Origin of the sequence: Pseudomonas sp. Mn2068 (genome assembly GCF_049319725.1) — a bacterium.
Lineage (GTDB): Bacteria > Pseudomonadota > Gammaproteobacteria > Pseudomonadales > Pseudomonadaceae > Aquipseudomonas > Aquipseudomonas gingeri.
The window spans coordinates 124,519-148,702 of sequence record NZ_JBMOUG010000014.1; the positions used below are offsets into that span (position 1 = coordinate 124,519).

A 24,184-nucleotide genomic window follows, 5' to 3' on the forward strand; every position below is an offset into this window, starting at 1 on the left:
GAGGCACTGCATGGCACTTGGCAAAGTCAGCGTCAACAATCTCAATCTCGGCCAGGGCGCCGTGACCGAGATCGAGCGCTATTTTCTGTTCATTGGCCCGGGGGCCAAGAGCGTCGGCCAGCTTCTGGCCCTGAACACCGACAGCGACCTGGATGCGGCCCTGGGCCTGCCTGACAGTGACCTGAAAACCCAGGTCAAGGCGGCACGGCTGAATGGCGGCGACCGCTGGGCCTGCCTTGCGGCGCCGATCGGCGCGGACGGCAACTGGTCGAACGCCCTGGAAAAGGCCCAGCAGCAGGGGTTCTCTGTCGAAGCGGCTGTGATCACCGCACCGGTGGCGGCTGCAGCGGATCTGTCGGTCATGCATGACGCCGCTGTCGCGGTCAGCAACACCTACGGCCGTCGCCTGTTCATCATGGCCAGCACCGCCGGCATTGGTGCAGACAAGTCCTGGTCGGAGTACCTGGTGCTGCAGAAGGCGATCACCAAGGATCTCGCCGCGCCGCGTGTCTTGGTTGTCCCCCAGTTGCACGGTAATGACCTTGGTGTTCTTGCCGGGCGCCTGGCCAACGCTGCCGTAAGCATTGCCGACAGCCCCATGCGGGTGGCCACCGGCACCGTCCTGGGCCTGGGCCCAACCCCCAAGGACAAGGAAGGTATCCCGCTGCCGTCCTCGATCCGCGCCGAGCTGGACAAGGCCCGTTTCTCTGTCTCGCAGACCTATCCGGATTACCCGGGCGTGTTCTGGGGCGACGGCAACATGCTCGATGCGCCGGCGAGCGACTTTCAAGTGGTCGAGTACCTGCGCATTGCCGATAAGGCCGCCCGGCAGGTGCGTCCGTTGCTGATCCAGCGCGTTGCCGATCGGCGCCTGAACAACACGCCCAACAGCATGGCCGCCGCTGTCAGCGCCTTGATGAAGCCGCTTCGTCAGATGGCCAAGTCCTCGATCTTCGCCGGTCAGCAGTTCCCCGGCGAGATCGAGGCGCCCAAGGACGGCGACATCGTCCTGGTGTGGAAGAGCAAAACCGTGGTGGAGCTGTTCCTCAAGGTCAAGCCCCTCAACTGCCCGAAAGACCTGACGGCGAACATCGCCCTCGATCTTTCCAACGATTCGGAGTAACCCCCATATGTCCCGCATTGGCGGTAAGAACTTCGACATCAACCTGGGGGATCTCCAGGTCCATGTCGAGAGCTGCACCCTGGATATCACCGACAACAGCGCGGTTGCGCTGACCAAGGGCGTGCCAGACGGCCATGTCGATGGCGACGTAGCCGGTGCCGGCGAATTCGAGTTCGACACCAACAACTTCAATCTGCTGATCGAGGCCGCCCGCTCCGCCGGCAGCTTCCGCCAGTTGGAACCCTTCGATGCGGTGTTCTTTGCCAAGGCCGGCGACGAAGAACTGCGTATCGAAGCCTTCGGCTGCAAGTTGAAGGTGTCCAGCTTGCTCAGTGTCGACCCGAAAGGCGGCGAGAAGTCCAAGCACAAGGTCCAGTTCAGCGTCGGTAGCCCTGATTTTGTCCGTATCAACGGCGTGCCATACCTGGCATCGACCGAGATCGAGGGCCTGCGCTGATGGTCTGCCCGTTTGACCGCGCCCAGGCCCTGGAGCAACGCCAGCGTGACCAGGCGATCGCCGCCCAGTTGGCCACGCCGCGGCCGATCGGGCCGAGCCGTAGCCACTGCCTGGACTGTGACAACCCCATTCCGGAGAAGCGCCAGGCGCTGGGCGGAATCGTCCGCTGCACCCCGTGCCAATCCCTTTTCGAGCAAGGACAACGCCGATGACCCTGCGCACCTGGAAGAACTTTTCCGCCGCTGAGCTGCGCTGCAAGTGCGGCAAATGCAGCAGTGACGGTAGCGAAATGGATCCGGCGTTCATGGACCGCCTGCAGCAGCTGCGCGAGCTGTTCGGCAAGCCCATGGCATTGAGCAGCGCTTTCCGCTGCCGCCGGCATCCGGAAGAGGCCAAGAAGACCGAGCCGGGCGAACACAGCCAGGGACAGGCCGTCGACGTGCGGATTCGCGGTGCCGAGGCGCTGCAGCTGCTGCAACTGGCCTTGAACCTCGGGTTTACCCGGATCGGCGTCAGTCAGCGCGGCAACGCTCGTTTTCTGCACCTCGGCACCGCCCCGGTCGGTGGCCGTCTCCCCAGTCCAATGATCTGGAGCTACTGATGAATCGCCTGTTTATCGCTGTCCTGTTCTTCGGTGTCGCCCTGGTGGGCTGTGCCTTCAGTGATGCCCGCCTGGTCGTGGCCCAGAGTGCCGCCACGTTGGTGGGGGCGTACTGCAAGGCGCCGATGCCGGCCCGGGCGCTGCTGCGTCAGCAGATCGCCGCCGATACCGCGCCGAACAAGGTCCGGGTGGAGTGCGCCGCCGATGCCCTTTGAAAGCGACCTGGAGCTGCGTCACCGGCCCGGCCACACACGGTGGCAGGTGGTCCGGCCGCTGCAGTACGTGACCCTCGACGGTCGCCGTATCCAGGTGCCGATCGGCTACCTGTCGGATCTGGCCAGCGTGCCGCGCCTGGCGCGCTGGTTGATTGATCGGGAGGAACCCGCTGCGCGTCGACCTTCGGTGCTGCATGACCGGATCTACACCCACGAAACCCACCGGTTCACCAAGGCCGAGGCCGACCGGATCTTCTACGACGCCCTGCGCGAGGAGGGCATGAACACCGCATTGGCCTGGCTGATGTGGCAGGCCGTGCGTATCGGCGGCCGTGGCACCTGGAGCGCCTGACATGGAAATGCTGGAGAGACTGATGGCCTTGCTGCCTGAACTGCTGTTGACCGCCGTGATCGGCTTCCAGGCCTTTCTGTTCCGCCAGGTCAGTGAGTCCCGACGCGAACACCTGGAGCTGCGCGTGGAGATCGCCCAGAACTACCCGAAACACAACGACATTGAGCGGGCCATGGACAAGCTTGAGCACAGCTTGCGGGCCCAGCTCGATACCCACTTTAAAACCCTGAACCAACGGATCCGCAACCATGACTGAGACACGCGAAATTACCCTGGAAGTCGGCGCAAAGGACTTCACCTTCACCCTGACGCCCCAGGACATCAGCAAGTACTTCAACGCCATGACGGCCAACAACAAGGTGGCCCCGTCCAACAACCTGTTGATCAACACCGTTAAGCCGGCTGAGCGCGCCGACCTCAAGGTCGTGCTGGCCAACCCGGTGATGGTGATGCAGATCGCCGGCGCGCTCCTGGAAGAGTACTCGCCGGATGTCGAGATCATCGTAAAAAAGCCCTCGACCACGCCGAACGACTGACCGAAGACGGTCTGGGCCAACTGCTGGCCCTGACCCACCGCTGGTTACCTGGAGCCGAACCCACCATAGAAAACATGGGCACGGCCAAATGGTTGGAAGACGAGCATTGGCGGCGGATGGAGTTCGCGGTAGCGAACGGCATCGCCCACGCCCTGAACGGATAGGACTGCATGGCTGATCGTAGCGCCCGCCTGGACTTTATCCTGGCCCTGACCGACAAGGTCACTGCACCGTTGGGCAAGGTGAAAATGGGCTTTGCTGAGCTTGCCGATAAGAGCCAGAAAGGCATCACTCAGATGGGCATCGGCGCTGCAGGCCTGGCCGGTGCGTTCTACGGTATCAGTGAGTCATTAGAGCCGGCCCTGGAGATGAACCGCGCCCTGGGCGAAGTGCGTTCCCTCAGCGTGGCAGAAGATGCCTTGAAGTCGCTGAACCGCTCCGCGCTGGAGTTTTCAGTGAACTACGGGGAGAACGCCCGGGACTTTGTGGCATCGGCGTATAGCATTGAGGGCGCCATCAAGGGTCTGACCGGCAACCAGTTGGCGGTCTTCACCAATGCCAGCAACGTATTGGCCAAGGCTACCAAGTCGGACGCCGACACCATGGGCGCGTACGTGGGCACCATGTACAACCTGTTCAAGGGCCAGGCCGATGCCATGGGCAAGGATGCCTGGGTCGAGCAACTTGCCGGGCAGACCGCCACGGCAGTGCAGCTCTTCCGCACAAGCGGCGATCAGATCGGCGAGGCCTTCAAGGCCGCCGGCGGCCTGGCCAGCACGGCCGGGGTCAGCCTGGCCGAACAAATGGCGGTGCTTGGCACCCTGGGCAGCACCATGGACGGCGGTGAGGCCGGCGGCCTGTACAAGTCGTTCTTCGAGAACATCAGCGGTGCTTCGCAGAAGCTGGGGATGAAGTTCGTCGACCAGCAGGGCAAGTTGCTGCCGATGATGGACATCCTGGACAAGCTCAAGGGCAAGTTCGGCGACCTGTCGATCGAAGCCAACGGCAACAAGCTGCGCGATGCCTTCGGCGGCGAAGCGGCGCGCCTGATCAGCACCCTGATGGCCGATACCGATCGGCTGAAAAATGGCATGGATCGCCTGGGCAGCGTACGCGGCCTGGAGAACGCCGAGAACATGGCCAAGATGATGGTCGACCCTTGGCAACAGTGGTCATCGTTGGTCGAAGGCATGCGGGTGCTATTCGGCCAGGTACTGCTGCCATCGATCACGCCAGTGATGCAGAGGCTCGTCGATACCGGCAAGGTGCTGATGCGTTGGACCGAGATGTTCCCCAACATCACCCGCGTGGTGGGTATCACGACGCTGACAATCCTCGGGATCGTCGCTGCCATGTCGCTCCTGACCTTCATTGTCGGTGTCGCCCGCGTGACATGGTTGGGCCTGGTTACCGTTTGGAAGATCGTTCAATTGCTTCACCTGCGCTCGATCGCGGGATTCCTTCTGCAGGCGGTGGCGATTGGGCTGTACGTGGCCGGCCTGCTTCTCTTCCATACCACGCTCGGCATCATTCGAACCGCCATGTTGCTTTGGCAGGGGGTGATCTGGTTGGTCAACGTCGCGCTGACGGCCAACCCGATCGGCGTGGTGGTCATGGGGATTGCCGCCCTGGTCGCGATCGTGATCGCAGCCGTCTACTACTGGGACGAATGGACCACGGCCCTGATGGAGAGCGAAGCGTTTCAGTGGGTCCTGGACAAGCTGCAGGCGCTGACCGACTGGTTTAACGGGATGGGTGGCTGGGCCGGCATGGCCAAAGGTGCCTGGGACGCGATCGTCCAGGTGTTCTACAAGGCGATCAACGGCCTGATCGAGATGCTGAACAAGCTCCCGGGCGTGAACATCGAAACCCGCTTCGGCGACTTGCCCGAGCTGCCCGGTACCGACGTGGCCATGGGCGCAGCAGAAAGAGCCGTCTCTGCCCAGCAGGCGCAGCAGAACATCAATGCAGCCATTCCCAGCCTCTCGCCGGCGCGACCTAACGCCGTGCCCCCGGGCGGGCTGCTGACCAGCATCCAGAACAACAACAGCAGCCAGAACAAGGGTACCCACGTGGAAAACCTGAACATCCATACCGGCAAGCCAATGACCCCACTGGAGCTGGAAAACATGATGGCCATGGCGGTACCAGGATGAGCGAGTACATCGACCTGCTGATCCGGGACAACGACCTGGTGCTGGATCCGTCGCGTCAGCCGCGGCTGATCGAGGACCGGGCAAGCATCGCCCAGGACATCGCCCACATGATCCGCGACAGCGGCCTGTTGGTGACCCTGGTCGCCGAGCGCGATCGGCTCAGGCAGCGCGACTGCATCCAGCAACTGGAACTGCTGGTGGAGGCGGATGAACGCCTGGTGCCGGGCACCGCGCTGATCACCCAACTGCAGCCCGGCCATTACCTGGTGACGGCGACCACCCTGAAATTCGGCACGATTGAGGTAACGCTGTGAGTGATGTGGATTTCAAGCAGGCACTGAGTGATGCCGGCATCCCGACAACCGAAGCCGGCCTGCGCCAGGCGTGGGAGGCCGAGGTGGCCGCCCAGGACTGCAAACTGAGCAATACCAGTGCCTGGTCACCATTCTGGCGGGTAGTCACCGCCCTGGTGACCAAGCCGGTGCTGTGGATCCTGGATTTCTTCGTTGCCACCGTGCTGCCGAACTTCTTCGTCAAGACGGCTAAGGGCGCCTGGTTGGACATGTTGGCCTGGGCGGTCAACGTTGAGCGCAAGGGGGCGAGCAAGGCCCGGGGCCGCTTGCTGTTCACCCGAACAGTTGCTGGCGGCGCGATGGAGGTCCCGGCCGGCACGGTGGTGCAGTCCGCCGCTATCAACGGCCATGTGTACCAGCTGGTGACCACCGCCCCGGGTTCGTTCACCGACGGCCTGATGCAGCTGGAGATCCCGGTGGAGGCGGTCGACACTGGGTCTGGCTACAACCTGGCCCCGGGGTACTACGCGATTCTGCCAGTCCCGGTGCCGGGTATTGCCCAGGTGGTGAACAAAGACGGCTGGCTGAGCACACCAGGTGCAGATCCGGAACCCAATGACGAACTACGCCTGCGCACCCGTAACCAGTTCTCGGCGGTCAACCAGTGGCACACCGATGCGGTGTATCGAGCCATGATTTCGGCATTCCCGGGCGTGCGGCCGGACGGTGTGTATTTCCTGCATGGCGCACCCCGGGGCCCGGGCAGTGCCAATGCCTATGTGCTGTTTGACGCCGACGTGCCGGCAGCGACCTACCTAGAGCAGATCAACGCCCATATCCGCGACCTGGGCAACCACGGCCATGGTGACGACCTCCTGGTCCTGGTCATGCCGGAAACCCAGCACGCGCTGTCGGTGGAGGTCTGGCCTCGCTCGACGCTGACCGCCGAGCAGCGCCGGGCGCTGCAGGACAATGTTGCTCTATTCATCCGTGCGGCGTTCCGCGAGAGCACGGCCGGCGACTTTCGGCCGACCCTGACGTTTCCGCAGGCGCGGTTCTCGTTCAGCCGCCTCGGCGAGGAACTGCACCAGCAGTTCGCCGGGATTGAGTCGTTGCACTTTGCCAATGCCGACATTGTGTCGGAGCTGACCATCCCTCGAATCCAGAGCCTGCAAGTGGTGCTTCGTGATCAAGCTTGAGCTGAAATTCTGGCTTGCCGGCACTGAGCTGACAAAGCTCAAGGACGCCGCCCAAGGCTGGTGGGAAAAAGTTGAGGGCTGGCTACGTTGGCCGCTGCTGCAGATGGATGCCGACACCTGCCACCTGACCGTGCTCGATCTGCTGGCCTGGCAGCGCGATATCACCCGTTTCAAGGGCGAACCCGAAAGCCTCTACCGGCTTCGGGTCAAGTACGCCTTCATCAACGCCGTGGACGCCGGCAGTACGGCCGGTATGAAACGCATTCTGCAACGCCTGGGCGTCGGCTATGTCGAGATCGAGGAGCGTCAGGAGGGCCGGGATTGGGACGTGGTGCTGCTGCGTTTCACCGACTCCCAGCTGTCGCAGAACCCTGAGCTGTTGCGCGTCCTGGTGCAGCAATACGGCCGCACCTGCCGCCGTTATGACTTCTCGACCATCACACCGGTGCCGCTCCAGGTCGCCCTTGTCCACTTCAACGACGATCAGCAAACGCTGGTCGCCCGAATTTAGGAGCCCTCATGGGAGCCAGCATTACCCTTGCAGGCGAAAGCCTGATCGCTCAGAAACAAGCCGCGCACGCTGGATTGAAGGTCTCTCGCTTCATCTTTGCCAACGTTCCCGGGCTGGATGCGAACGGGCCAGTTGACCGTGCTGCAGGCAAGCCTGTGGCCGGCCAGATCGTTCATACGCACCAGATCCTTGACGGTAATGCGGGCTATGTGAGCCCCAACCAGGTGGTCTACAGCTCGCAGATCGGCTCGGACGTGGGGGATTGGGATTTCAACTGGATCGGTCTGGAATCCGTCGAAGGTGTGTTGTTTGCCGTGGCCTACGTGCCCCTGCAGCAGAAGCGCCGGAACATCCCGCCCCTGCAGATCGGCAACAACTTGACCCGCAACTTCCTCCTGGTCTTCGACGGCGCCCAGGCTCTGACAGGGCTGACCATTGACGCCAAGACCTGGCAGCACGACTTCACCGTGCGCCTGGCCGGCATCGACGAGCGCGAGCGCCAGAGCAATCGGGACGTGTTCGGCCGAGCCTGTTTTTTCGGCAGCTCGCTGCAGGTGGAAAAGGTCGGTGGTGTTTACCAAGTCAACCCCGGGACGGCTTACATCGAAGGTATTCGTCTGCAGCGATCGGCCGTTCTGCCGATCGTTCCGCCGGCGCTGCCGGTCACGGTGTGGCTGGATGTGGCGCTTCAGCGTGAACTGAGCGACGTGGTGGCCAGCTGGCAAGTGGTATTTGGCGCGCAGAGGCCCGACTACACCGACAGCGCCGGCGTGCAGCACTACTGCGTCCCCGTGGCTGATCTATCTAGCGGCGGCCTGCTGACCGATCGCCGGTCAGTCGAAGCGATCGATGGGCCTCTGGTAACCCACTTTGCGGCCCGTATTGGAGACTATCCGCAACTACGTGCTCGAGCTACGACCAAGGGCGATGTGGGGCTGGACCAGATCCCCAACGCGATCAGCGATGACCAGGACGTCAACAGCAGCCAGATCCTGGCGACCACCCGGGCATTGAAAGCCGCGACCGCCACTCTTTGGACGGCCATCGCCAACGTAGTGTCAGGCGCTACTGTAGTGGGGAGGGCTGCAAAGCTTGCCACGGCGCGAACCATTTCGGTGGCTGGCGCGGTAGTCGGCTCGATGAGCTTCGACGGCTCCGATAATGTCACGCTCAGCGTAGTCGCAACCCCTGCCACTGAAAGCGGCGCCGGCGCCGCCAAGGTTGCTACCCAACTGCAAACAGATGCCGGCACCGACGACACCGCCTATATCACTCCCAAGAAAATGCGTTGGGGGTTCTCGGCCAGCCTGACCGCGAATGGTTACCTGGAGCTTCCGACCTGGTTAGGTGGCTTGCTGATCAACTGGGGAACGACCGCCCTTGGTCCGGAGGGTATCGAATCCCTGAACATCACTTATCCCAAGGCCTACAGCAGCTTCTGCCGAGTACTCCCGAACCTTTGGTTCACTGGTTCGCGTATTGAAAACTCGAACTATGCGCAGATCCGGGACCGGACCCTGACGGGATTCAAGCTGGATAATCAATGGACGAACAACGGCAGCAACCTATCTGGGACCGTCGATTGGATTTCGATTGGAAAGTAAGGAACCGAGCATGTACGCAACCTGGAACGAAACAGATCAACGCTGGGCCTTCGGTATCAAGGGACCTGGATATGTTGAGATCACAGTGAACACCCACAGCGCCCTGTTTGCCGCCCAGGCCAGCGGTAAGGGGATTGCTCGGGGTGATGATGGCTATCCCTGCATAGGCGAGGCTGTAAAGCTGAGCATCAATGAACACCATGCGCTGCGCACTCTTCAGATCAATCAGCAGTGTGAGGCAGCCGTAACAGGTGGATTCTGGTCGACCGCCTTGGGCCGTTCGTATGAATACAGCAGCCAGATGGATGATCAGTTGAATCTGACCGGTGTCATTCTGGCCGGGCTCGATAGCCTTTATGCGTGTCGTGATGAGCAGGGTTTGAAGGAATTTCGGCCGCACACCGCCCAAGAGATACGCCAAGTGGGCGACGACTTCACGGCGTTCAAGCTGCAACTGCTGCAGAAGGCCAACCGGCTCAAGCAACTGCTCGATCAGGCGTTGGTCGCCGGAGATCGGGCCGCACTTGAGTCTGTGACCTGGGAGGTCGAGCCTTGAACACCTGGGCACCGGTGACCATGCGCTGGCCCGAGCAGGCTACGGCTTGGATGGGTGAACTGGACGCGGCCAAGGGCCTGGCCGGCAGTGAGCTGGCGAACACTGCCCGGCGCCTGGCCGGGCTCGACGGGATGACCAGCACCAACCCGGGGCCGGTCGGCGATGCCGCCGCCGGCGCGATTGCCAACGGCCGGGCCGCGCTGGCAGGACAGATGGGCGAGGCGCCGGCCTGCCTGGTTGTGACGCCGTTCCAGAGCGGTATCGGCCAGGGGCGGGGCCACCAGCGCTTTTTGTCGGCGCCGAACCTGCTGCAGCATCTGGTCGGAAAACTGGTAGACAACACCGACACCGGGCGCCCGGCCGGGCCGCAATATGCCCTGTCGCTGATGTTCCTGGGGACGCGCTTCGACCAACTGGCCGACACCCTGCAGCGCTTTAATGCGTTGCTGCCGATTCCTGACCTTGTGCGAACCGAGCGCCGCGCGCGGAACCTGTCGCGCCTCGAGACGGAAAAATGGGAGATCCCCAGCGCTGGCCCGCTGCCTCGGTGGCAGTCGTTGCCCCTTGAGCGCTGCACGGTGGTCAAGGCGGCCAAACAGTCCATGGCGGGCCAGTTGGCAGTTCTGGAGAGTTATGCGGCCGACAGCTCGCCTATGGGCGACCTGGCCGCACTGGCCGGGCGCAAGGCCGCCCAGCAACAGGGACGTGATCAGCAGTTGAACGACCTGAAAGCCCTGCTGGCCGACGGCAATGCCGATCACAGCATGCGTGCGCGAATGATCGGCCCGGGGGACAGCAGCGAACTGCGCCGCCAGTTGCTGGCCGGTGAGGCACCAGGTCATGAGTGGGTGCTGTCCGCCGGCGTGCTCCTGGTCGGGTCGCTTGAGGGGTTGAGCTTTGTGCGGGAGTTGGTCGGCCTATGACTCTTCTTCTCGACGGCCAGCAGATCCGGGGCAAGCGCATGAAGGTCACGGCCACTCTGCGTATTGAAAGCGACGACCTGTCCGGCCAGACCAGCAACACCGATACCGCTCACAAGGGCTTCAAACCCAAGACCCTGGCGGTGTCATTGATGATCCCGTTTGCCGACCAGGAGCACCTGCGCGTCATCATGCGGCTGGCCGAAGCCACCGCCGGCGGCGGACAACTCAAGATGTACCGTATCGTCAACGACAGCGCCGCCGCCTTCGGGATCCGCGAGGTGCAGTTTTCTGAAGGGGTCAGCGCCCGGGAGGACGACACACTGGCTGCCTGGCTGGTGCAATTCACCTTGGCCGAAAAGCTCTCCAACCCGGAGAAGGTCGAGCAGCGCAAGGCGGCGAGCGACGTGAATGCCCAATCCGCCCCAGGGCGGGGTGTCGCTGGCAAGGACGGCGAAGGCGCCCCCCAGGAGCTGAGCGGCTTCGAGAAAACCTTGAAAAAGCTCGATGACTACCTGGCGCCCAAGTCATGAAGTTGCACAAGGTCTTGACGATCGCCGGCACCACGTACCCGTTGATTAAGGACGAAGTACGCCTGGACATCAAAAGCCCCGGCCGGGCGACGTTCACGGTGCAGGCCGGTGCCCCGGTCAAAGGCCTGGTGACGCTCGATGTCGGCTACAACGACAGCACGCTGCAGCGGCACTTCCTCGGCTACGTCGAGCGGTCAACCGCGGCTAACAACGTGCAGCAGGTTCTGGCGTGCCGCGAACTGGCTTCGATCCTGACCCATCCATTGCCCCTGAACCTGCGTCACGTCGACCTGCAAGCGGTCCTGGCTGAGATCAGTACCAAGACAGGCCTGCGCTTTCGGGTGCCTGACAAAGCCTATGCGAAGGTCAAGGCGCCGTTCTTTTACAGCCTGGCGTCGGGCTACCTGGCCATGGACAGCCTGGCCAAAGTGTTTGGCGTCCCCGACTTCATCTGGCAGCAGCAGGGCGACGGCGAAGTCTTTGTAGGCAGTTGGGCCGACAGCTTCTTCGGTACCCGGCCCGCACTGCAGTTGCCCGTTGAACTGTTCGACGGCTACCAGGGCAATCAAAGCGCCGTGATCGCGCCCCTTCCCGGGCTGCGACCTGGTGCAACCATCAACCAGGGCGAGCGGATCACCAGCGTGACGCTCGCTGGCAACCAAATGGCGATCAAATGGACGACGCAATCCGTCGCAACGTAGAGCGGCAATTTCCCGAACTTACCGGCGGTTACCATGTGCCGCGCTTCGGCCGCGTGGTGGCGGTACCAGATGCCCCGGCGGCGCCTGGCGTATGTGATGATTTCCGGCCACGCTTCGGCGTCGACGTGGAAGTGCTGCTGCCTGATGGCGAGCCAGATCCGGATCTGCCGGTCCTCACGGGCCTGCCGCTGCCGGCGCCCATGGGCGGGCAAGAGGCGGGGATATTCGGCTTTCCGGAGGAAGGCACCACGGTCGTGATCAGCTTCGCCTACGGCCTGCCGCACAAGCCGTTCATCACGCAGATCCTGCCGCACGGTCTGAGCCTGCCCCGAGTGCCGAAGGGCGATCAGGTGTGGCAGCACAGCGAGGCTTGCCAGCAGCGAGTCGACGCGGACGGCAACTGGCTACGCCAGACAGACGGCAAGATCCAGGACAAGGCGATCGAGCGGGAGGTGGACGTCCTGGAGAACACCGAGCGCTTCCAGAGCCACACCAGGACGGTGGACGATCACTCGATCGAAAGTGTCGGCGGCATCAAGAAGATCGAAGCCCTGGGCGCGCTCAAGCTGCTGTCGGGCGGATCCGCGAGCCTGGCGGCCGTGGACGATCTGCACCAGGCCACTGGCCGGGATCTCAACCTGGTGGTGGGGCAGAAGCACAACGCGACCGTGGGCGGTGATATGCAGGAGCGGATCCAGGGGGTGCGGCAGAGTGTGGCGTCGGTCAGTCAGCGACTGCAGGCGCCGAAGACCTGGCTGGGGTCGGAGTCGGTCAACGTGCTGCAGATCCTCTGCGACCTGCTCGACCTGGTGCAACAGATGAACGCCCAGCTGGCGGCACACACTCATTTACCAGGGCCTACACCAAGCCCGGCAGACGTGGCGGGCTTTACGGCAAAAGCTGCCTTGGCTCGCCAGCTAGCAGTGAAGCTGCAACCCATTACTCAATAAATAGAGCGCTGAAGTTTTCTATATACAGAGTGATGCTAGTTCTGCCCTATAAAAAAATAATAGCGTTTTATTGTTTTGTGTCGCCGGCCACGAGAAGCAACGCCCGGCCATTTGATACAACTCCCCCGGGGACGACCGTCCGTCGGTTGGTCCCCCGTAAAGTTTTCAACTATCAGTTGAATAGCGTTACTCGGATTTGAGTAACGGCCTAGCGGAAACCCTGCTAATTAGCGGGAATCGCCAATCGGCCGGGCGACCAGAAAGCAGAAAGCCCGGCGGGGCCGGGCTCTCCTTGGACATTTTCGGGTTGATCCGTTGCCGGAAACCTGTGTACAGTCTTGCCCAATCACTCAGAAGTCATGCTTTTTCTTACTCGCAATTCGAAGGGTATGGCTCTGTGACTGACCCGTCAAGCTGCTGCAGGTTACGAATTGCCGTTAGTTACGGTTAGTTGTTGCTTGTTTAGCACTTGCTAAACTTCCGAAAAGTTTACCGATATCGGTAAACAAACTATGAAGGGGGGCGTTGCTAGGTTGAGTGGGAGGCCCTGCGGAACCTTGTAGGTATGCGCAGGTGTTACCAACCTAAGAGGAATATCCGATGAGGAAATTTTTATTAAAATTTTTCCCTGAAGAATTGATTCGGTTGCTGCAGACGATCTATTTGGTCGGCGGCGTGCTCCGTGTCTTTCAGCAGTTCTAACCTGTAATCGGCGGGGGCCTAAGGCCCTCGCTTCCTCTCGCTAGCCAAGTCGACACCACCAGGACTGCGCATAGGCGCATCCATCTATGAACTCAATGTCGGTTAACACGAACCCGTTCGGAGCCATCCCGGACAACGTGGCATCGATCAGTGGAGGTAGCAGCTCGGGATCGAGCGGCATGCCATTGATCAGCCTGGCGACATTCGAGCTGCGCCCCATACCTGTATCTAGCTCACAGTTCACCCTGACGTCGCCTCTGATGCCTCGACTATGGCGCCGGGCGTTCAGATCCAGGGCCACGCCCTTGTGGCGCATTGGGGTAACCAACATGTGCATGGGACACCCCCTCTATTCGCCGCTGGGCTGATCCAGCAGCGCTTCGACGGCATACGCCAACGCACCGTCCGCTTGTTCCAGGAGATCACTTAGACCGTCGCGGTCAACGACTTGTATCTGGTGCAGCATATGAGCGCCTTGAACCAAGGCCTTATGGTGCGCCCCTGGGTTGTCGAGTAGCGCGGTTTCATCCTGCAGCAGCTCATTCCAGGCCGCGACCGTACTGACCGTGCGACCCAACGCCAAGGTGTGTTCTTCATTCATCTCCAAGCCCTCGCCTGCTCGTCGAAATACTGTATGTTCGTACAGTTTATCGGGAGGCAGGCGCGTGGCCATATCGGGCCGATGAAATGCCCGGTTGGGGGCCGGGATATGGCGGCAAGATCCTGAATTTTCTCGGGGGAGAAAAAAACGGGCCGAAAAAGCACTTATCCCCCTCCCGCCGACGGGGTTCGCGTTCTTTTTTTGTGCAAACCCAGATGTAGTGCAAACAAACCGGCAGCCCAGGCGGGCCGGGACGCTCTGCGGGCGACCGGCAGTTTCACAGATTGCAAAGTTTTGAAGAGAAGTGCAGGGCGGTTGCACAGCGGTGCAGCAGGCGATCACGAACGGGGCAGGGCTGGAGGCCCCGAGTTCATTGATCGGAAGAGAGAAAAACATAGAAATACGGGAATTTTCCGAAACGAGACAGATCTTTTTTCCCGCCGTCCGTGGCTGTCTTCGATGAGGTCGAAAGCTGGCATAAGCCACGAAGCGTGTGGGTCTCGTCGAGATTGGGGCACTTCACAATTTGTCTCGTTTCCTTAAATGGCTCCTGACCTTTTCAGGCGAGCCAGACCTTGCTTGATATGCCCCGCGTTCTCACCGATTGCCTCTAAGGCACCACGTACGTTTTCACCTACTTCTACTGAGCCTTGTTGTTCCAGACGTAGAGTGAGCTCCATCACAGCTGCTTCAAGGGCCAACTGATTCTCATACATCCTTTCAAGTACATCTGAGAGCGAATACTCATGCGCCATACGAAGGTCTCTATCGTGAACTCTCAGACTAGCCCCAAGCTGCAGGATTCGCCTAGCAGATGGCTATTTTGGAACTAGGGCTGGGAAAAAGGTAATTTTGGTTAGGAAAGGCACTAAACCTGCTGCAGCCCGCGTAGTTCGTGGGGTTGACGCATTACCCTGAGGGGTAATATTTGGTAATGGCGAAGGTAATATTCGCCCAAGTACCCGATTTTGCTGGGGGTTGAGCTTGTCAGGAATTACCCGATGAAAAGGTAATGACTTAACCTATAAATTACCAAATTATTACTTTTCTAAATATCTATCAACCCATTGAAAATAAAGGGTTTTACTCTGATTTATCAAGTGTATTACCAATATTACCTTTTTCCCATGCCTCAACATAAACTGGCCGGAGTGCCGTTTTTAACCACCTTCCAGCCCTCGTGCACTAATCTGGTGCGAAAGCCATGGGACTACTATGGGACTGAAAATGCCGATTTTTTGGAGGGGCCGTATCGCTGGAGCCCGCGTAATCCTGTTGCTTGCATAATGAAAGTAGCTTTGTGGGTAGTTTCGAATCTCTCCTTCACCGCCACATTCTGCAAACACAAACCCCTGATTTTCCTAGAGAAAGTCGGGGGTTTGTGGTTTTTGGCGTTTGAAAAAGGGCGATATGGGAACATTGAACCTCAAGGCAAATGATCCGCAGCAAAATCCGCCTCCGAACGCGCCTGCAAACGCCCCTTGCGGCAGGCCTGCTGGAAGTGTTCGAAGTCCCGTTCATTCTGCGTCGCATAGGTCTGGGCGTATTTGAACAGGGCTTCGGCCAGGGTTTCGCTCTTGCCGATATAGCCGCTGATCAGCGCCGCCTGGCCGGATGATTTGGCGTGGGCCTGGGCCAGGGCGCGGCCGCAGATGCGTCCATAGGCGGCGAAGGTTTCGGCGTCGAAGGTTTCCAGTTCCGCGGAGATCTTCATGTCACGCAACTGGCGGACATAGAAGTGCCGGCCGTTGGGGCCGGTGGTCCAGCCGAGAAACAGGTCGCTGGCCGATTGCATCAACCGTTGTCCTTCCACCACCCGCTGGCCGTTGTGCCGGGGCCGGGACTTGCCACGCACATAGTCGGCGAGCACCGAGCGCCGGGCCTCCTTGAACTGCAGGAACAGCGGTCGTTCCTGGGTATCGGTCAGCAGGGCCACCAGGCAACGGGTGCCGACACTGCCCACGCCCACTACCTTGAACGCCAGGTCCTGGGCTTCGAAACGGGCCAGCAGGTCGCGGCGATCGGCCTGCAAGGTGCCGCGATAGTCGCGCATGAAGGTGTCATACAGCGGTCGCCAGTCCTGCAGGCGCATCCAGTCATCGTCGGGATCGAGCAGGGTGGTGGTTTCGTGCAGGTGGAAGATTTCCGGCAGGTCGTCGCGAATCAGCAAGCGGCCATGCTGATCACGCTCGCAGATCTTGGGCAGCAACTCGGCGTGGGTGCGACGCTCGGCTTTTTCGATGGCCCGTCGCACATGTTCCAGGGTGCTGCTGCCGCGGGCCTGGTCCAGCAGGTCTTCGTAGGTGGTGGCTTCGTACCAGATATCCAGGGCGCTCTGTTCGGTGCAGGCGGCCATGGCCCGCTGGTAGGCGCCGACCACATGGCGGCAGAGTTGTTCTTCGACAACGGCGCCGTGGCGCAGGTCGCGGGCAGCCACCACGAAGCTTGCCACCAGGCGCTTGAGGTCCCATTCCCAGGGACCGGGATGAACCTCGTCGAAGTCATTGACGCTGAACAGCAGGTTGCGCTCCGGGGTGGCGAAACCGCCGAAGTTCATCAGGTGGCAATCGCCGCAGATGATCGATTGCAGGCCCATGTCCGGGGTGCCGGCGAGGTCGTGGGCCTGCAGCATCGCGTTGCCACGATAAAAGGTGAAGGGCGAGACCAGCATGCGTCCGTAACGCAGGGCCACCAGGGATTCGACCCGGCCGGCACTGGACGCTTCGATCAGCGGGATGGGGTCGCGCTTGATCTGTCCCGGCGTGGCCTGGGAACTGCGCGGGCAATCCTTGCGGGCGTCCTTGCCCTGTTTGAGACGGTCTTTGACGGTGCTCATGGGGTTCCTCTACTGGCGGGAATACGGACGAACCGGGTTGCAGCAGGGCCGTTCCATCGTGAGCATATATGGGATCTGGCAAGGTTCCAGTCCGGGCCGGTTCGGGAAGGGGTGTAGGGGAAGGGGGGAGGGGTAGGGAGCGATTCTGCAACTTCTTCGCCTTATACCGTCTACATTGCAAGGAGGTTTCCCTCTTTCGAGGAACGGATGATGCTCAAGTCGCGCCCGGTTATTGCTGCGTTTGCCTGTTTCGCCCTGGTGACTGGTTCCGTTACGGCGTTGGCCGATCCGGGTAACGGCAAAGGCCAGGGAAATGGCAAGGGAAACTCGCAGGACTATCAGGGCCCTGGTCATCAAGGCGGCCACGGCAAGGGGAAAAAATCGGCGGACGGCAACTGGGCACAAGGGCCGAGTGTCGATCACGGCGTCGTCCTCGGCGTGCTGGGCGGGTACCGGGACTACTGGCGTCCGGGGCCGGCATTGCCGCCCGGTATCCAGAAAAACCTGGCTCGTGGCAAGCCTCTTCCTCCCGGTATCGCGAAAAAGCTCGATGGCCGGCTGTTGGGGCGCCTGCCTCACTATGAGGGTTATGAATGGCAGCAGGCGGGGACGGACCTGATCCTCGTAGCCATTGCGAGCGGCATCATCTACGAAGTGCTCAGCGGGGCATTGGACTAGTTCCGATCCTTGCCTGGATAGCTGTTCACAGAGGAAGACGAGGCGTTCTGATGTCTGACGATTGTCCGCCTCGATGTTCGGTCAAGGACCGCGCGCTCATAACAAATACCCTGCCTTTACGTTCAACTTTTCTTGTTCGACAACCCCTCCGCCTGCCCCTACCTTACGCGACGAGCCGCTGATCACCCGACCTGTGCGCATCGCCCCTGGGCCATGCCCGCGATAGTCCCCTGGTCACGCGACTTCGATAAAAACAGCGCGCTTGCACGCCAGGAGAGATTTTCAGCATGGGCACCGCCTTGAAGTTCGGTCACAAGATTCTCCTGGGTGCCTGCTCGGTGCTGATTGTGGTGTTTCTGTGCTTTGCGCTGTTCAACGACTACCGGCAGACCGCGACCACCCGCGACACCCTGCACAGCAATATGCAGGATGTCGGCAAGGTCCTGGGTGCCAACATCAACAGCTGGCTGTCGGGCCGTATCCTGCTGCTGGAAAGCCTCGCCGAGGCCATCGCTGCCAATCCCGCGCCGGAGGCCATCAATCGGGTTCTGGCACAGAATGTGCTGAACGCCACGTTCGTTGCCAGTTATGTCGGGCGGGAAGACGGCACCTTCAGCATCCATCCGACACGGGTGATGCCCGAGGGATTCGATGCCCGCCAGCGGGCCTGGTACAAGGACGCCGTCCACAACAGTGGTCCGACACTCACCGAGCCCTATATCGGTGCCGGTACCGATTACCTGGTCATGACCCAATCCGTACCGATCAAAAAGAACGGTCAACCGCTGGGCGTGCTGGGGGCCAACCTGAATCTCGACAAGCTGGCGCAGATCATCAACGCCGTGGACATGAACGGTATCGGCTACGCCTTTCTGGTCAGCGCCGATGGCAGGATCCTGGCCCACCCGGACAAGGCGCTCGTCACCAGGACCCTCGCCGAAGCGTTCCCGCAATCGCCGCCCGCCATCAATACCGGGTTGAGCGAGGTGACGGAAAACGACAAGGCCCGCCTCCTGACCTTCATGCCCATCGACGGCCTGCCTTCGGTGAAGTGGTTTATCGGTTTGTCGGTGGACAAGGACAAGGCCTATGGGGCACTCCACGAGTTTCGCCTGACCGCGCTGATCGCAACGCTGAGCGCGGTGCTGGTGACGATTGCGCTGCTGGGATTGCTGATCAAGGCCTTGCTGCGCCCGCTACGGCGCATGGGCCTGGCGATGCGGGATATCGCGCAGGGCGAGGGCGACCTGACCCAGCGCCTGCCTGTTCAGTCGCAGGATGAGTTCGGCATTCTGGCGGGTTCTTTCAATCAGTTCGTCGAACGCATTCAGCAGTCGATCCGCGAAGTGTTGCTGTCCAGCAGCCAGCTCACCGAATTGGCCGCACAGGTCAGTCGGACTTCGCATTCTTCGTTGCAAAGCTCGGATACTCAGGCGGCCCTGACCCATAACGTCGCCACAGCGATCAATCAGCTGGGTGCCGCCGCGGACGAGATTGCCCGTAGCGCGGCGCATGCGTCCAGGCGTGCGTCCGATGCGCGGGAGCAGACCCAGGACAGCCGCCAGGTGGTCGAGCGCAGTATTGCGGCGATGTCGGAGCTGTCCGCACAGGTGGTTTCGACCCGCAATGAGATCGAGGCGCTCAATGGCAAGACTCTCAAGATCGGGCATATCCTGGAGGTGATCAAGAGCATTTCCGATCAGACCAACCTGCTGGCGCTGAATGCCGCCATCGAAGCGGCCCGGGCGGGGGATGCGGGGCGTGGATTCGCGGTGGTTTCCGACGAGGTGCGCACGCTCGCCCACCGGACCCAGCAATCGACCCTGGAAATCCATACGATGATCGAAGAACTCCAGGCCGGTGCCGGCAATGCGGTGAACGCCATGCTGGCCAGCCAGCGTCACAGCGACGATAACGTCAAGGTGGGCATTCTCGCCGGGCAACGCCTGAGCACCGTCATGGCGGGGATCGGCGAGATCGACGAGATCAACCTGTCCATGGCCACCGCGACTGAAGAACAGACCGCCGTGGTGGGCAATCTCGACAAGGACATCACCCATATCAACGGCCTCAACCAACAGATGGTGAACAACCTGCAATCGACGCTGACCGCTTGCACCGACCTGGAAAACCAGGCGCTGCGCCTGCAGAATCTGGTCAATACCTTCAGGATCTGATGGTGCAGGAGGCGCTCTACGGGGCAGCATAGACCCGCGCAAAAAACTCGAGCATCGCCGCGTTCACTTCGTCGGGTTTTTCGCTTTGTATCCAGTGCCCGCAATCCTTCAGCACCTGTTGTTCCAGATGCGGCACCACGCCCGGCATGCGTTTGAGGGTATGGGCTTCCAGCGCCCCCACCGGATCACGGTCGCCGATCAGGAACAGCGTCGGTTGTTGCACCTGGGCGCCGGCCAGGAACCCGGTTCGCTGCCAGTTGCGCTCGAAGTTGCGGTACCAGTTCAAGGCGCCGCGAAAGCCCTTGTCGGCGAAGGTCTGGCGATAGGGCTCGAAGTCTTCTTCCGTACACCAGTCCGGCAGGGCTGGCGGTACGCTTACGCCGTCGAACAGTCTGGCATCGGCCGCCTTGGCTTGCAGAAACACTTCGGTGTCGCCCATGAAGGCCCGCAAGGTCCGGTCGAGATCCGCGTCGAGTTCCTGTTCCGCGACGCCCGGCTGCTGGAAGTAGAGGATGTAGTTGAAGCGATCGGCAAACACTTCGCGCATACCTTCGATGGCCGGGCGTTTGGCGCGGCCGGCGAAGGGCACCGACAGCGTCACCAGGGCCTTGACCCGTTGCGGTTCGAGCAGCGCCAGGTGCCAGGCCACCGGCGCGCCCCAGTCGTGGCCGACCATGGCGACCTGTTCATGGCCGAAGACCTCCATCGCCCCACGGATATCGCCGCACAGGGTCAGCAGGTCGTAGGCCGCGATATCTTCAGGAGCGCTGCTGCGGCCGTAGCCGCGCATCTCCGGCACGAAAACCCGATAGCCGGCCGCGACCAGCGCCGGCACCTGCTTGCGCCAGGAATACCAGCACTCGGGGAAACCGTGCAGCAGCCAGACCGGCTTGCCGTCGAGCGGCCCGGCCACGTGCACACTCAACTCGATCCCGTTGACCGCTACCACGTGCTGTTCGAATGCATTCATCCTGCGTGCTCCCTTGGCCCATCCATCGACCGTAGCAGAAGGGCAAGACAGCGCTAATCACCATTCACGGGTCGAATGACCCCTGACATATCGTGGGTTCAGGGCAGGATGATGTAGTCATTGTCCTGCACGATGCCGCCATGGGGCGCTTCCACCAGTTCGATGTAGCGACCGTCGACCTGGTCGATCGGCAGGCAGTCGTCGATGTCGAGCACCGCGTCGGTATGGGGTTGTTCCCAGCCGCGGAACATCAGTTGTTTAGCCTTGGCCCTGGCCTGCACGAGGTTTTCGGCGACCACCAGCAGATAGCGATGGGCCTCGCCAAAGACCTGCGTTTCATAACCGCCGAAGTTGATGAAGAACAATCGCGGCGAGCCGGGGGACGGGGCCAGGTCGCTGAACCCGACCTTCCACCGCTCGACGCCGTCGACCCGCATCCAGCCATCGATATGCAAGCCTGCCTGGCTGCCGAACCAGTCCTGGCGCAGTTGCCCATAGGTCGCTTCAAGACTGTCACCGCGCACGAACGTCACATCGTGCACTTCGATTCTGGCGCGGGGGTGTTTGCCCCCGAGCATGACCACCCACAACATTGCCGTTCCTTTTCGCTGAAGGGCTGGCGCAGTCGCCGGCCCGTGGTTCCAGTGCTCTGGTCGTTATGTTATTTACTATATAGCGATTCGATCGGCGGCTTTCGCCGCCACACCGGATTCGGCGCCCATTCTAATAAGAGCAGCCCAGCGCGTATGTTACTTCGTCAATTGACCTACCTTGTGACCCTGGCCCAGGAACAGCATTTCGGTCGGGCGGCGCAGAAATGCAATGTGTCGCAGCCAGCGCTGTCCGGAGCGATTCGCAGCCTGGAGCAGGAACTGGGAATCTCCGTGGTACAGCGCAGCCGGCGCTTCGAAGGTTTCACCGCTGACGGCGAGCGCGTGCTGGTATGGGCCCGACGGATCCTCTCCGATTGCGGTTCGTTGCGCCAGGAGGTCGGCACCCGGGAACTGGATCCGGCCGGTGTCCTGCGTTTCGGCGCGATTCCCACCACACTGTCGATGGTGCCGTTGCTGACCGATTTCTGCCTGCAACCCTATCCGAACATGCGCCACGAGGTGTACACCCTCCCGGCCTCGCAGATGCTGCAGAAAATCTCCGATTTCGAACTGGACCTGGGCATGACCTACCTGTCGGACGGGCGCCTGCGGGAGTTCCAGACGATGCCGTTGTTCAAGGAACGTTATGTCCTCATAGCCCGCGACGACAGCGCCCTGGGTGGGGCGAGCAGCCTGTCCTGGGAGGAGGTTGCGCGGCTGCCGCTGTGTCTGCTGACCGCCAACATGCAGTGTCGCCAGGGGATCGACAGCGCTTTCGACGCCGCGGGCGTGCGAGTCGTGCCACGGGTCGAGACTGACTCGATGATGGTGCTGTATGCCCATGTACGCTGTTCCGGTCTGTACAGCATCGTGCCCCACAGCGCCTTGTCGCTGATCGAAATGCGCCAGGAGATCACCGCCTTGCCCATCGTCCCGGAGCTGCAACGGGAAATTGGCCTGGTGATGCTGCGGCGCGACCCGCAACCGTTGCTGCTGGCCTCGGCGCTGGTGATTTTCCGCACGCTGGACCTGCAGGCCCGCGTCGACTCCTTCCTGCATTGTTGATAACCCACGCTGATCTATAGATCAGCGCAAGCGATTAGCCAGTGCCGGGCTCCTCGCGGACTATCGGTGGCGCAGCAGCATGATCTGCTCACCCGCGCCAGGACGGCGGCGCGGGTCCATTCCAAGAAGAGGAAGGTGCCCCCATGGCGAAAATCATTTGCGTGCTCTACGACGATCCCGTCACCGGCCAACCCGAAACCTACGCACGGGACGACCTGCCGCATCTGGAGCGTTACCCCGACGGCCAGACCCTGCCCACGCCCAAGGCCATCGACTTCCAGCCCGGTACCTTGCTGGGCAGCGTTTCCGGTGAGCTGGGACTGCGCAAATACCTGGAGTCAAACGGCCATCAACTGGTGGTCACCTCCAGCAAGGACGGCGCCGACAGTGTGCTCGAACGGGAACTGCATGACGCCGAGATCGTGATTTCGCAGCCATTCTGGCCGGCCTACATGACCGCCGAACGGATGGACAAGGCACCGAAGCTGAAGATGATCGTCACCGCCGGTATCGGCTCCGATCACACCGACCTGCAAGGGGCGATGGACCGCGGCATCACCGTGGCCGAGGTCACCTACTGCAACAGCAACAGCGTCGCCGAACATGTGGTGATGAGCGTGCTGGCACTGGTGCGCAACTTCATCCCTTCGCACAACTGGGTGCTCAAGGGCGGCTGGAATATCGCCGACTGCGTGGCGCGTTCCTATGATGTCGAGGGCATGCACGTGGGCACCGTGGCGGCAGGGCGCATCGGCCTGCGTGTATTGCGCCTGCTCAAGCCGTTCGATATGCACCTGCACTACATGGATCGCCATCGCCTGCCCGAGGCGGTGGAAAAAGAACTGAACCTGACCTATCACTCGACCCTGGAGAGCCTGGCCAAGGCCTGTGACGTGGTGACGCTGAACTGCCCGTTGCATCCGGAAACCGAGCATATGATCAACGCCCAGTCGCTCAAGCACTTCAAGCGCGGTGCCTACCTGATCAATACGGCCCGGGGCAAGCTGTGCGACCGCGATGCGATTGCCGCCGCGCTGGAAAGCGGGCAACTGGCGGGTTATGCGGGGGATGTCTGGTTCCCGCAACCGGCACCGGCCGATCATCCATGGCGCAGCATGCCGCACCACGGCATGACTCCGCATATCTCCGGTACCAGCCTGTCGGCCCAGGCGCGTTATGCCGCGGGCACCCGTGAGATTCTCGAGTGCTATTTCGAGAACCGGCCGATTCGCGACGAGTACCTGATTGTCCAGGGGGGTGAACTGGCCGGTGTCGGTGCGCACTCCTACAGTGCCGGCAACGCGACCAAGGGCTCCGAAGAAGCCGAACGCTTCAAGCGATGACGGCCTCTTCGACCGAGGTGGGCCAGAAGGTCGGAGCGGTTCGGCGCCTGAAGATCGTTTCGCTGCTGTGGATCGGTCTCGGGGCGTTCGCCGGCCTGGCGGGATTGGGCGGGCTGGTCATGGCGACCGGCCAGCCCTGGCTGATCGGCTCGTTCGGGGCTACCGGGGTGTTGCTCTTCGCCTATCCCGAGGGACCGTTCTCGCAGGTGCGCAACGTGATCGGCGGGCATTTCCTGGCCTCCCTGGTGGCACTGCTCTGCCTGCAGCTGCTGGGGCCCGGGTTGGTGCCGATGGCGTTGGCCGGTGGGCTGGCGACGGTATTGATGGTGGTCACGCGCACCGTGCATCCGCCGGCGGGCGGCAACCCGGTGATCATCTTCATGATGCAGCCGGGCTGGTCCTTCCTGCTGGTGCCAACCCTGGGTGGCGCCTGTTTCCTGATGCTGCTGGGCTGGCTGTACTGGCGGCTGGTCAGGTGGTTGCAGCTCCACGCCCGAGCCACTTCCTGAGCC

29 protein-coding genes and 1 pseudogene are annotated in these 24,184 nt (G+C 61.6%); 25 read left to right on the forward strand and 5 right to left on the reverse strand.

Annotated features, from left to right (window positions below; genetic code table 11):
• Positions 1 to 10: 10 nt before the first annotated feature.
• From ACL9RJ_RS25975 to ACL9RJ_RS26065, 19 genes are read left to right on the forward strand one after another with little or no spacing between them, the layout of a single operon-like run.
• Positions 11 to 1,123 carry a DUF2586 domain-containing protein gene (locus ACL9RJ_RS25975; protein WP_017123977.1) on the forward strand — a complete coding sequence of 371 codons (1,113 nt, stop codon included), beginning with the start codon at positions 11 to 13 and terminating at the stop codon, positions 1,121 to 1,123.
• Between the two features lie 7 nt (positions 1,124 to 1,130).
• On the forward strand, positions 1,131 to 1,580 hold the full coding sequence (locus ACL9RJ_RS25980; RefSeq protein ID WP_017123978.1) for a phage protein: 450 nt from the start codon (positions 1,131 to 1,133) through the stop codon (positions 1,578 to 1,580).
• Positions 1,580 to 1,792: a TraR/DksA family transcriptional regulator gene (locus tag ACL9RJ_RS25985; protein WP_017123979.1), complete on the forward strand. Its 213-nt coding sequence runs from the start codon at positions 1,580 to 1,582 to the stop codon at positions 1,790 to 1,792. Before ACL9RJ_RS25980 ends, ACL9RJ_RS25985 begins: the two co-directional genes overlap by 1 nt.
• Entirely contained in the window at positions 1,789 to 2,181 is a 393-nt protein-coding gene (locus tag ACL9RJ_RS25990) for a D-Ala-D-Ala carboxypeptidase family metallohydrolase (RefSeq protein WP_017123980.1), read from the forward strand. The genes ACL9RJ_RS25985 and ACL9RJ_RS25990 overlap by 4 nt, the downstream gene beginning before the upstream one ends.
• A complete protein-coding gene (locus tag ACL9RJ_RS25995) occupies positions 2,181 to 2,396 on the forward strand; it encodes a hypothetical protein (protein WP_017123981.1) in 216 nt (71 codons plus the stop codon). The genes ACL9RJ_RS25990 and ACL9RJ_RS25995 overlap by 1 nt, the downstream gene beginning before the upstream one ends.
• Positions 2,386 to 2,748, forward strand: a complete 363-nt coding sequence (locus tag ACL9RJ_RS26000) for a DUF1353 domain-containing protein (RefSeq protein ID WP_017123982.1) — start codon at positions 2,386 to 2,388, stop codon at positions 2,746 to 2,748. The genes ACL9RJ_RS25995 and ACL9RJ_RS26000 overlap by 11 nt, the downstream gene beginning before the upstream one ends.
• Before the next feature lies 1 nt (position 2,749).
• Positions 2,750 to 3,004: a hypothetical protein gene (locus ACL9RJ_RS26005; protein ID WP_017123983.1), complete on the forward strand. Its 255-nt coding sequence runs from the start codon at positions 2,750 to 2,752 to the stop codon at positions 3,002 to 3,004.
• Entirely contained in the window at positions 2,997 to 3,284 is a 288-nt protein-coding gene (locus ACL9RJ_RS26010; RefSeq protein ID WP_017123984.1) for a putative phage tail assembly chaperone, read from the forward strand. The genes ACL9RJ_RS26005 and ACL9RJ_RS26010 overlap by 8 nt, the downstream gene beginning before the upstream one ends.
• 20 nt (positions 3,285 to 3,304) lie before the next feature.
• The gene (locus tag ACL9RJ_RS26015) at positions 3,305 to 3,448 is read left to right on the forward strand and encodes a DUF6890 family protein (protein ID WP_377650686.1); all 144 of its coding nucleotides are present in this window, start codon (positions 3,305 to 3,307) and stop codon (positions 3,446 to 3,448) included.
• A gap of 6 nt (positions 3,449 to 3,454) precedes the next feature.
• Positions 3,455 to 5,440 (forward strand): phage tail tape measure protein, encoded by a 1,986-nt coding sequence (locus tag ACL9RJ_RS26020; RefSeq protein ID WP_017123986.1) that lies wholly within the window; start codon positions 3,455 to 3,457, stop codon positions 5,438 to 5,440.
• A complete protein-coding gene (locus tag ACL9RJ_RS26025) occupies positions 5,437 to 5,754 on the forward strand; it encodes a DUF2590 family protein (RefSeq protein ID WP_017123987.1) in 318 nt (105 codons plus the stop codon). Before ACL9RJ_RS26020 ends, ACL9RJ_RS26025 begins: the two co-directional genes overlap by 4 nt.
• Positions 5,751 to 6,932, forward strand: a complete 1,182-nt coding sequence (locus ACL9RJ_RS26030; RefSeq protein ID WP_422765805.1) for a baseplate J/gp47 family protein — start codon at positions 5,751 to 5,753, stop codon at positions 6,930 to 6,932. Before ACL9RJ_RS26025 ends, ACL9RJ_RS26030 begins: the two co-directional genes overlap by 4 nt.
• Positions 6,919 to 7,443 (forward strand): phage tail protein, encoded by a 525-nt coding sequence (locus ACL9RJ_RS26035; RefSeq protein ID WP_017123989.1) that lies wholly within the window; start codon positions 6,919 to 6,921, stop codon positions 7,441 to 7,443. Before ACL9RJ_RS26030 ends, ACL9RJ_RS26035 begins: the two co-directional genes overlap by 14 nt.
• 8 nt (positions 7,444 to 7,451) lie before the next feature.
• Positions 7,452 to 9,047, forward strand: a complete 1,596-nt coding sequence (locus tag ACL9RJ_RS26040) for a phage tail protein (RefSeq protein WP_422765806.1) — start codon at positions 7,452 to 7,454, stop codon at positions 9,045 to 9,047.
• A 10-nt stretch (positions 9,048 to 9,057) separates the two neighbouring features.
• On the forward strand, positions 9,058 to 9,603 hold the full coding sequence (locus ACL9RJ_RS26045; protein WP_017123991.1) for a hypothetical protein: 546 nt from the start codon (positions 9,058 to 9,060) through the stop codon (positions 9,601 to 9,603).
• A gap of 20 nt (positions 9,604 to 9,623) precedes the next feature.
• Positions 9,624 to 10,526, forward strand: coding sequence for a hypothetical protein (locus ACL9RJ_RS26050; protein ID WP_422765823.1), 903 nt, complete (start codon positions 9,624 to 9,626; stop codon positions 10,524 to 10,526).
• Positions 10,523 to 11,056: a DNA-binding protein gene (locus ACL9RJ_RS26055; RefSeq protein ID WP_422765807.1), complete on the forward strand. Its 534-nt coding sequence runs from the start codon at positions 10,523 to 10,525 to the stop codon at positions 11,054 to 11,056. Before ACL9RJ_RS26050 ends, ACL9RJ_RS26055 begins: the two co-directional genes overlap by 4 nt.
• Positions 11,053 to 11,757: a hypothetical protein gene (locus ACL9RJ_RS26060; protein ID WP_422765808.1), complete on the forward strand. Its 705-nt coding sequence runs from the start codon at positions 11,053 to 11,055 to the stop codon at positions 11,755 to 11,757. Before ACL9RJ_RS26055 ends, ACL9RJ_RS26060 begins: the two co-directional genes overlap by 4 nt.
• Positions 11,730 to 12,707 carry a hypothetical protein gene (locus ACL9RJ_RS26065; RefSeq protein ID WP_422765809.1) on the forward strand — a complete coding sequence of 326 codons (978 nt, stop codon included), beginning with the start codon at positions 11,730 to 11,732 and terminating at the stop codon, positions 12,705 to 12,707. Before ACL9RJ_RS26060 ends, ACL9RJ_RS26065 begins: the two co-directional genes overlap by 28 nt.
• A gap of 1,051 nt (positions 12,708 to 13,758) precedes the next feature.
• Here ACL9RJ_RS26065 and ACL9RJ_RS26070 read toward each other — a convergent pair.
• The 3 genes from ACL9RJ_RS26070 to ACL9RJ_RS26080 all read right to left on the reverse strand — a co-directional run bounded on the left by ACL9RJ_RS26070 (position 13,759) and on the right by ACL9RJ_RS26080 (position 16,846).
• The gene (locus tag ACL9RJ_RS26070; protein ID WP_422765810.1) at positions 13,759 to 14,010 is read right to left on the reverse strand and encodes a hypothetical protein; all 252 of its coding nucleotides are present in this window, start codon (positions 14,008 to 14,010) and stop codon (positions 13,759 to 13,761) included.
• A 539-nt stretch (positions 14,011 to 14,549) separates the two neighbouring features.
• Positions 14,550 to 14,765, reverse strand: a complete 216-nt coding sequence (locus ACL9RJ_RS26075) for a hypothetical protein (RefSeq protein WP_422765811.1) — start codon at positions 14,763 to 14,765, stop codon at positions 14,550 to 14,552.
• Positions 14,766 to 15,436: 671 nt separating this feature from the next.
• On the reverse strand, positions 15,437 to 16,846 hold the full coding sequence (locus tag ACL9RJ_RS26080) for a DUF2252 domain-containing protein (RefSeq protein ID WP_017123942.1): 1,410 nt from the start codon (positions 16,844 to 16,846) through the stop codon (positions 15,437 to 15,439).
• Positions 16,847 to 17,056: 210 nt separating this feature from the next.
• Here ACL9RJ_RS26080 and ACL9RJ_RS26085 point away from each other — a divergent pair, with 210 nt between their 5' ends.
• From ACL9RJ_RS26085 to ACL9RJ_RS26095, 3 genes and pseudogenes are all read left to right on the forward strand, one after another.
• Complete coding sequence (locus tag ACL9RJ_RS26085) at positions 17,057 to 17,524, forward strand: anti-virulence regulator CigR family protein (protein WP_422765812.1); 468 nt, start codon at positions 17,057 to 17,059, stop codon at positions 17,522 to 17,524.
• A 287-nt stretch (positions 17,525 to 17,811) separates the two neighbouring features.
• Positions 17,812 to 18,846, forward strand: a pseudogene (locus ACL9RJ_RS26090) (HAMP domain-containing protein); the annotation flags it as partial.
• Positions 18,847 to 18,870: 24 nt separating this feature from the next.
• On the forward strand, positions 18,871 to 19,701 hold the full coding sequence (locus ACL9RJ_RS26095) for a methyl-accepting chemotaxis protein (RefSeq protein WP_377650683.1): 831 nt from the start codon (positions 18,871 to 18,873) through the stop codon (positions 19,699 to 19,701).
• A 16-nt stretch (positions 19,702 to 19,717) separates the two neighbouring features.
• Here ACL9RJ_RS26095 and ACL9RJ_RS26100 read toward each other — a convergent pair whose 3' ends face one another.
• Together ACL9RJ_RS26100 and ACL9RJ_RS26105 are read right to left on the reverse strand one after the other, a co-directional pair.
• On the reverse strand, positions 19,718 to 20,671 hold the full coding sequence (locus ACL9RJ_RS26100) for an alpha/beta fold hydrolase (RefSeq protein ID WP_422765813.1): 954 nt from the start codon (positions 20,669 to 20,671) through the stop codon (positions 19,718 to 19,720).
• 98 nt (positions 20,672 to 20,769) lie between these two features.
• Entirely contained in the window at positions 20,770 to 21,264 is a 495-nt protein-coding gene (locus tag ACL9RJ_RS26105) for a DUF1543 domain-containing protein (protein WP_017123946.1), read from the reverse strand.
• A gap of 153 nt (positions 21,265 to 21,417) precedes the next feature.
• Here ACL9RJ_RS26105 and ACL9RJ_RS26110 point away from each other — a divergent pair, with 153 nt between their 5' ends.
• From ACL9RJ_RS26110 to ACL9RJ_RS26120, 3 genes are all read left to right on the forward strand, one after another.
• Positions 21,418 to 22,329, forward strand: coding sequence for a LysR family transcriptional regulator (locus ACL9RJ_RS26110; protein ID WP_422765814.1), 912 nt, complete (start codon positions 21,418 to 21,420; stop codon positions 22,327 to 22,329).
• A 143-nt stretch (positions 22,330 to 22,472) separates the two neighbouring features.
• A complete protein-coding gene (locus ACL9RJ_RS26115; protein WP_017123948.1) occupies positions 22,473 to 23,672 on the forward strand; it encodes an NAD-dependent formate dehydrogenase in 1,200 nt (399 codons plus the stop codon).
• A complete protein-coding gene (locus tag ACL9RJ_RS26120) occupies positions 23,669 to 24,181 on the forward strand; it encodes an HPP family protein (RefSeq protein ID WP_422765815.1) in 513 nt (170 codons plus the stop codon). Before ACL9RJ_RS26115 ends, ACL9RJ_RS26120 begins: the two co-directional genes overlap by 4 nt.
• The last annotated feature ends 3 nt before the right edge of the window (positions 24,182 to 24,184 follow it).

Bases quoted from the DNA above. Each gene is read 5' to 3' on its own strand.
- ACL9RJ_RS26100 (WP_422765813.1), bottom strand. From the start codon at position 20,671: ATGAATGCATTCGAACAGCACGTGGTAGCGGTCAACGGGATCGAGTTG.
- ACL9RJ_RS26025 (WP_017123987.1), top strand. From the start codon at position 5,437: ATGAGCGAGTACATCGACCTGCTGATCCGGGACAACGACCTGGTGCTG.
- ACL9RJ_RS26065 (WP_422765809.1), top strand. From the start codon at position 11,730: ATGGACGACGCAATCCGTCGCAACGTAGAGCGGCAATTTCCCGAACTT.
- ACL9RJ_RS26060 (WP_422765808.1), top strand. From the start codon at position 11,053: ATGAAGTTGCACAAGGTCTTGACGATCGCCGGCACCACGTACCCGTTG.
- ACL9RJ_RS26075 (WP_422765811.1), bottom strand. From the start codon at position 14,765: ATGGCGCATGAGTATTCGCTCTCAGATGTACTTGAAAGGATGTATGAG.
- ACL9RJ_RS25975 (WP_017123977.1), top strand. From the start codon at position 11: ATGGCACTTGGCAAAGTCAGCGTCAACAATCTCAATCTCGGCCAGGGC.
- ACL9RJ_RS26020 (WP_017123986.1), top strand. From the start codon at position 3,455: ATGGCTGATCGTAGCGCCCGCCTGGACTTTATCCTGGCCCTGACCGAC.
- ACL9RJ_RS26055 (WP_422765807.1), top strand. From the start codon at position 10,523: ATGACTCTTCTTCTCGACGGCCAGCAGATCCGGGGCAAGCGCATGAAG.
- ACL9RJ_RS26120 (WP_422765815.1), top strand. From the start codon at position 23,669: ATGACGGCCTCTTCGACCGAGGTGGGCCAGAAGGTCGGAGCGGTTCGG.
- ACL9RJ_RS26040 (WP_422765806.1), top strand. From the start codon at position 7,452: ATGGGAGCCAGCATTACCCTTGCAGGCGAAAGCCTGATCGCTCAGAAA.
- ACL9RJ_RS26115 (WP_017123948.1), top strand. From the start codon at position 22,473: ATGGCGAAAATCATTTGCGTGCTCTACGACGATCCCGTCACCGGCCAA.
- ACL9RJ_RS26070 (WP_422765810.1), bottom strand. From the start codon at position 14,010: ATGAATGAAGAACACACCTTGGCGTTGGGTCGCACGGTCAGTACGGTC.
- ACL9RJ_RS26050 (WP_422765823.1), top strand. From the start codon at position 9,624: ATGCGCTGGCCCGAGCAGGCTACGGCTTGGATGGGTGAACTGGACGCG.
- ACL9RJ_RS26010 (WP_017123984.1), top strand. From the start codon at position 2,997: ATGACTGAGACACGCGAAATTACCCTGGAAGTCGGCGCAAAGGACTTC.
- ACL9RJ_RS26110 (WP_422765814.1), top strand. From the start codon at position 21,418: ATGTTACTTCGTCAATTGACCTACCTTGTGACCCTGGCCCAGGAACAG.
- ACL9RJ_RS25985 (WP_017123979.1), top strand. From the start codon at position 1,580: ATGGTCTGCCCGTTTGACCGCGCCCAGGCCCTGGAGCAACGCCAGCGT.
- ACL9RJ_RS25980 (WP_017123978.1), top strand. From the start codon at position 1,131: ATGTCCCGCATTGGCGGTAAGAACTTCGACATCAACCTGGGGGATCTC.
- ACL9RJ_RS26105 (WP_017123946.1), bottom strand. From the start codon at position 21,264: ATGTTGTGGGTGGTCATGCTCGGGGGCAAACACCCCCGCGCCAGAATC.
- ACL9RJ_RS25995 (WP_017123981.1), top strand. From the start codon at position 2,181: ATGAATCGCCTGTTTATCGCTGTCCTGTTCTTCGGTGTCGCCCTGGTG.
- ACL9RJ_RS26080 (WP_017123942.1), bottom strand. From the start codon at position 16,846: ATGAGCACCGTCAAAGACCGTCTCAAACAGGGCAAGGACGCCCGCAAG.
- ACL9RJ_RS25990 (WP_017123980.1), top strand. From the start codon at position 1,789: ATGACCCTGCGCACCTGGAAGAACTTTTCCGCCGCTGAGCTGCGCTGC.
- ACL9RJ_RS26005 (WP_017123983.1), top strand. From the start codon at position 2,750: ATGGAAATGCTGGAGAGACTGATGGCCTTGCTGCCTGAACTGCTGTTG.
- ACL9RJ_RS26085 (WP_422765812.1), top strand. From the start codon at position 17,057: ATGCTCAAGTCGCGCCCGGTTATTGCTGCGTTTGCCTGTTTCGCCCTG.
- ACL9RJ_RS26000 (WP_017123982.1), top strand. From the start codon at position 2,386: ATGCCCTTTGAAAGCGACCTGGAGCTGCGTCACCGGCCCGGCCACACA.
- ACL9RJ_RS26045 (WP_017123991.1), top strand. From the start codon at position 9,058: ATGTACGCAACCTGGAACGAAACAGATCAACGCTGGGCCTTCGGTATC.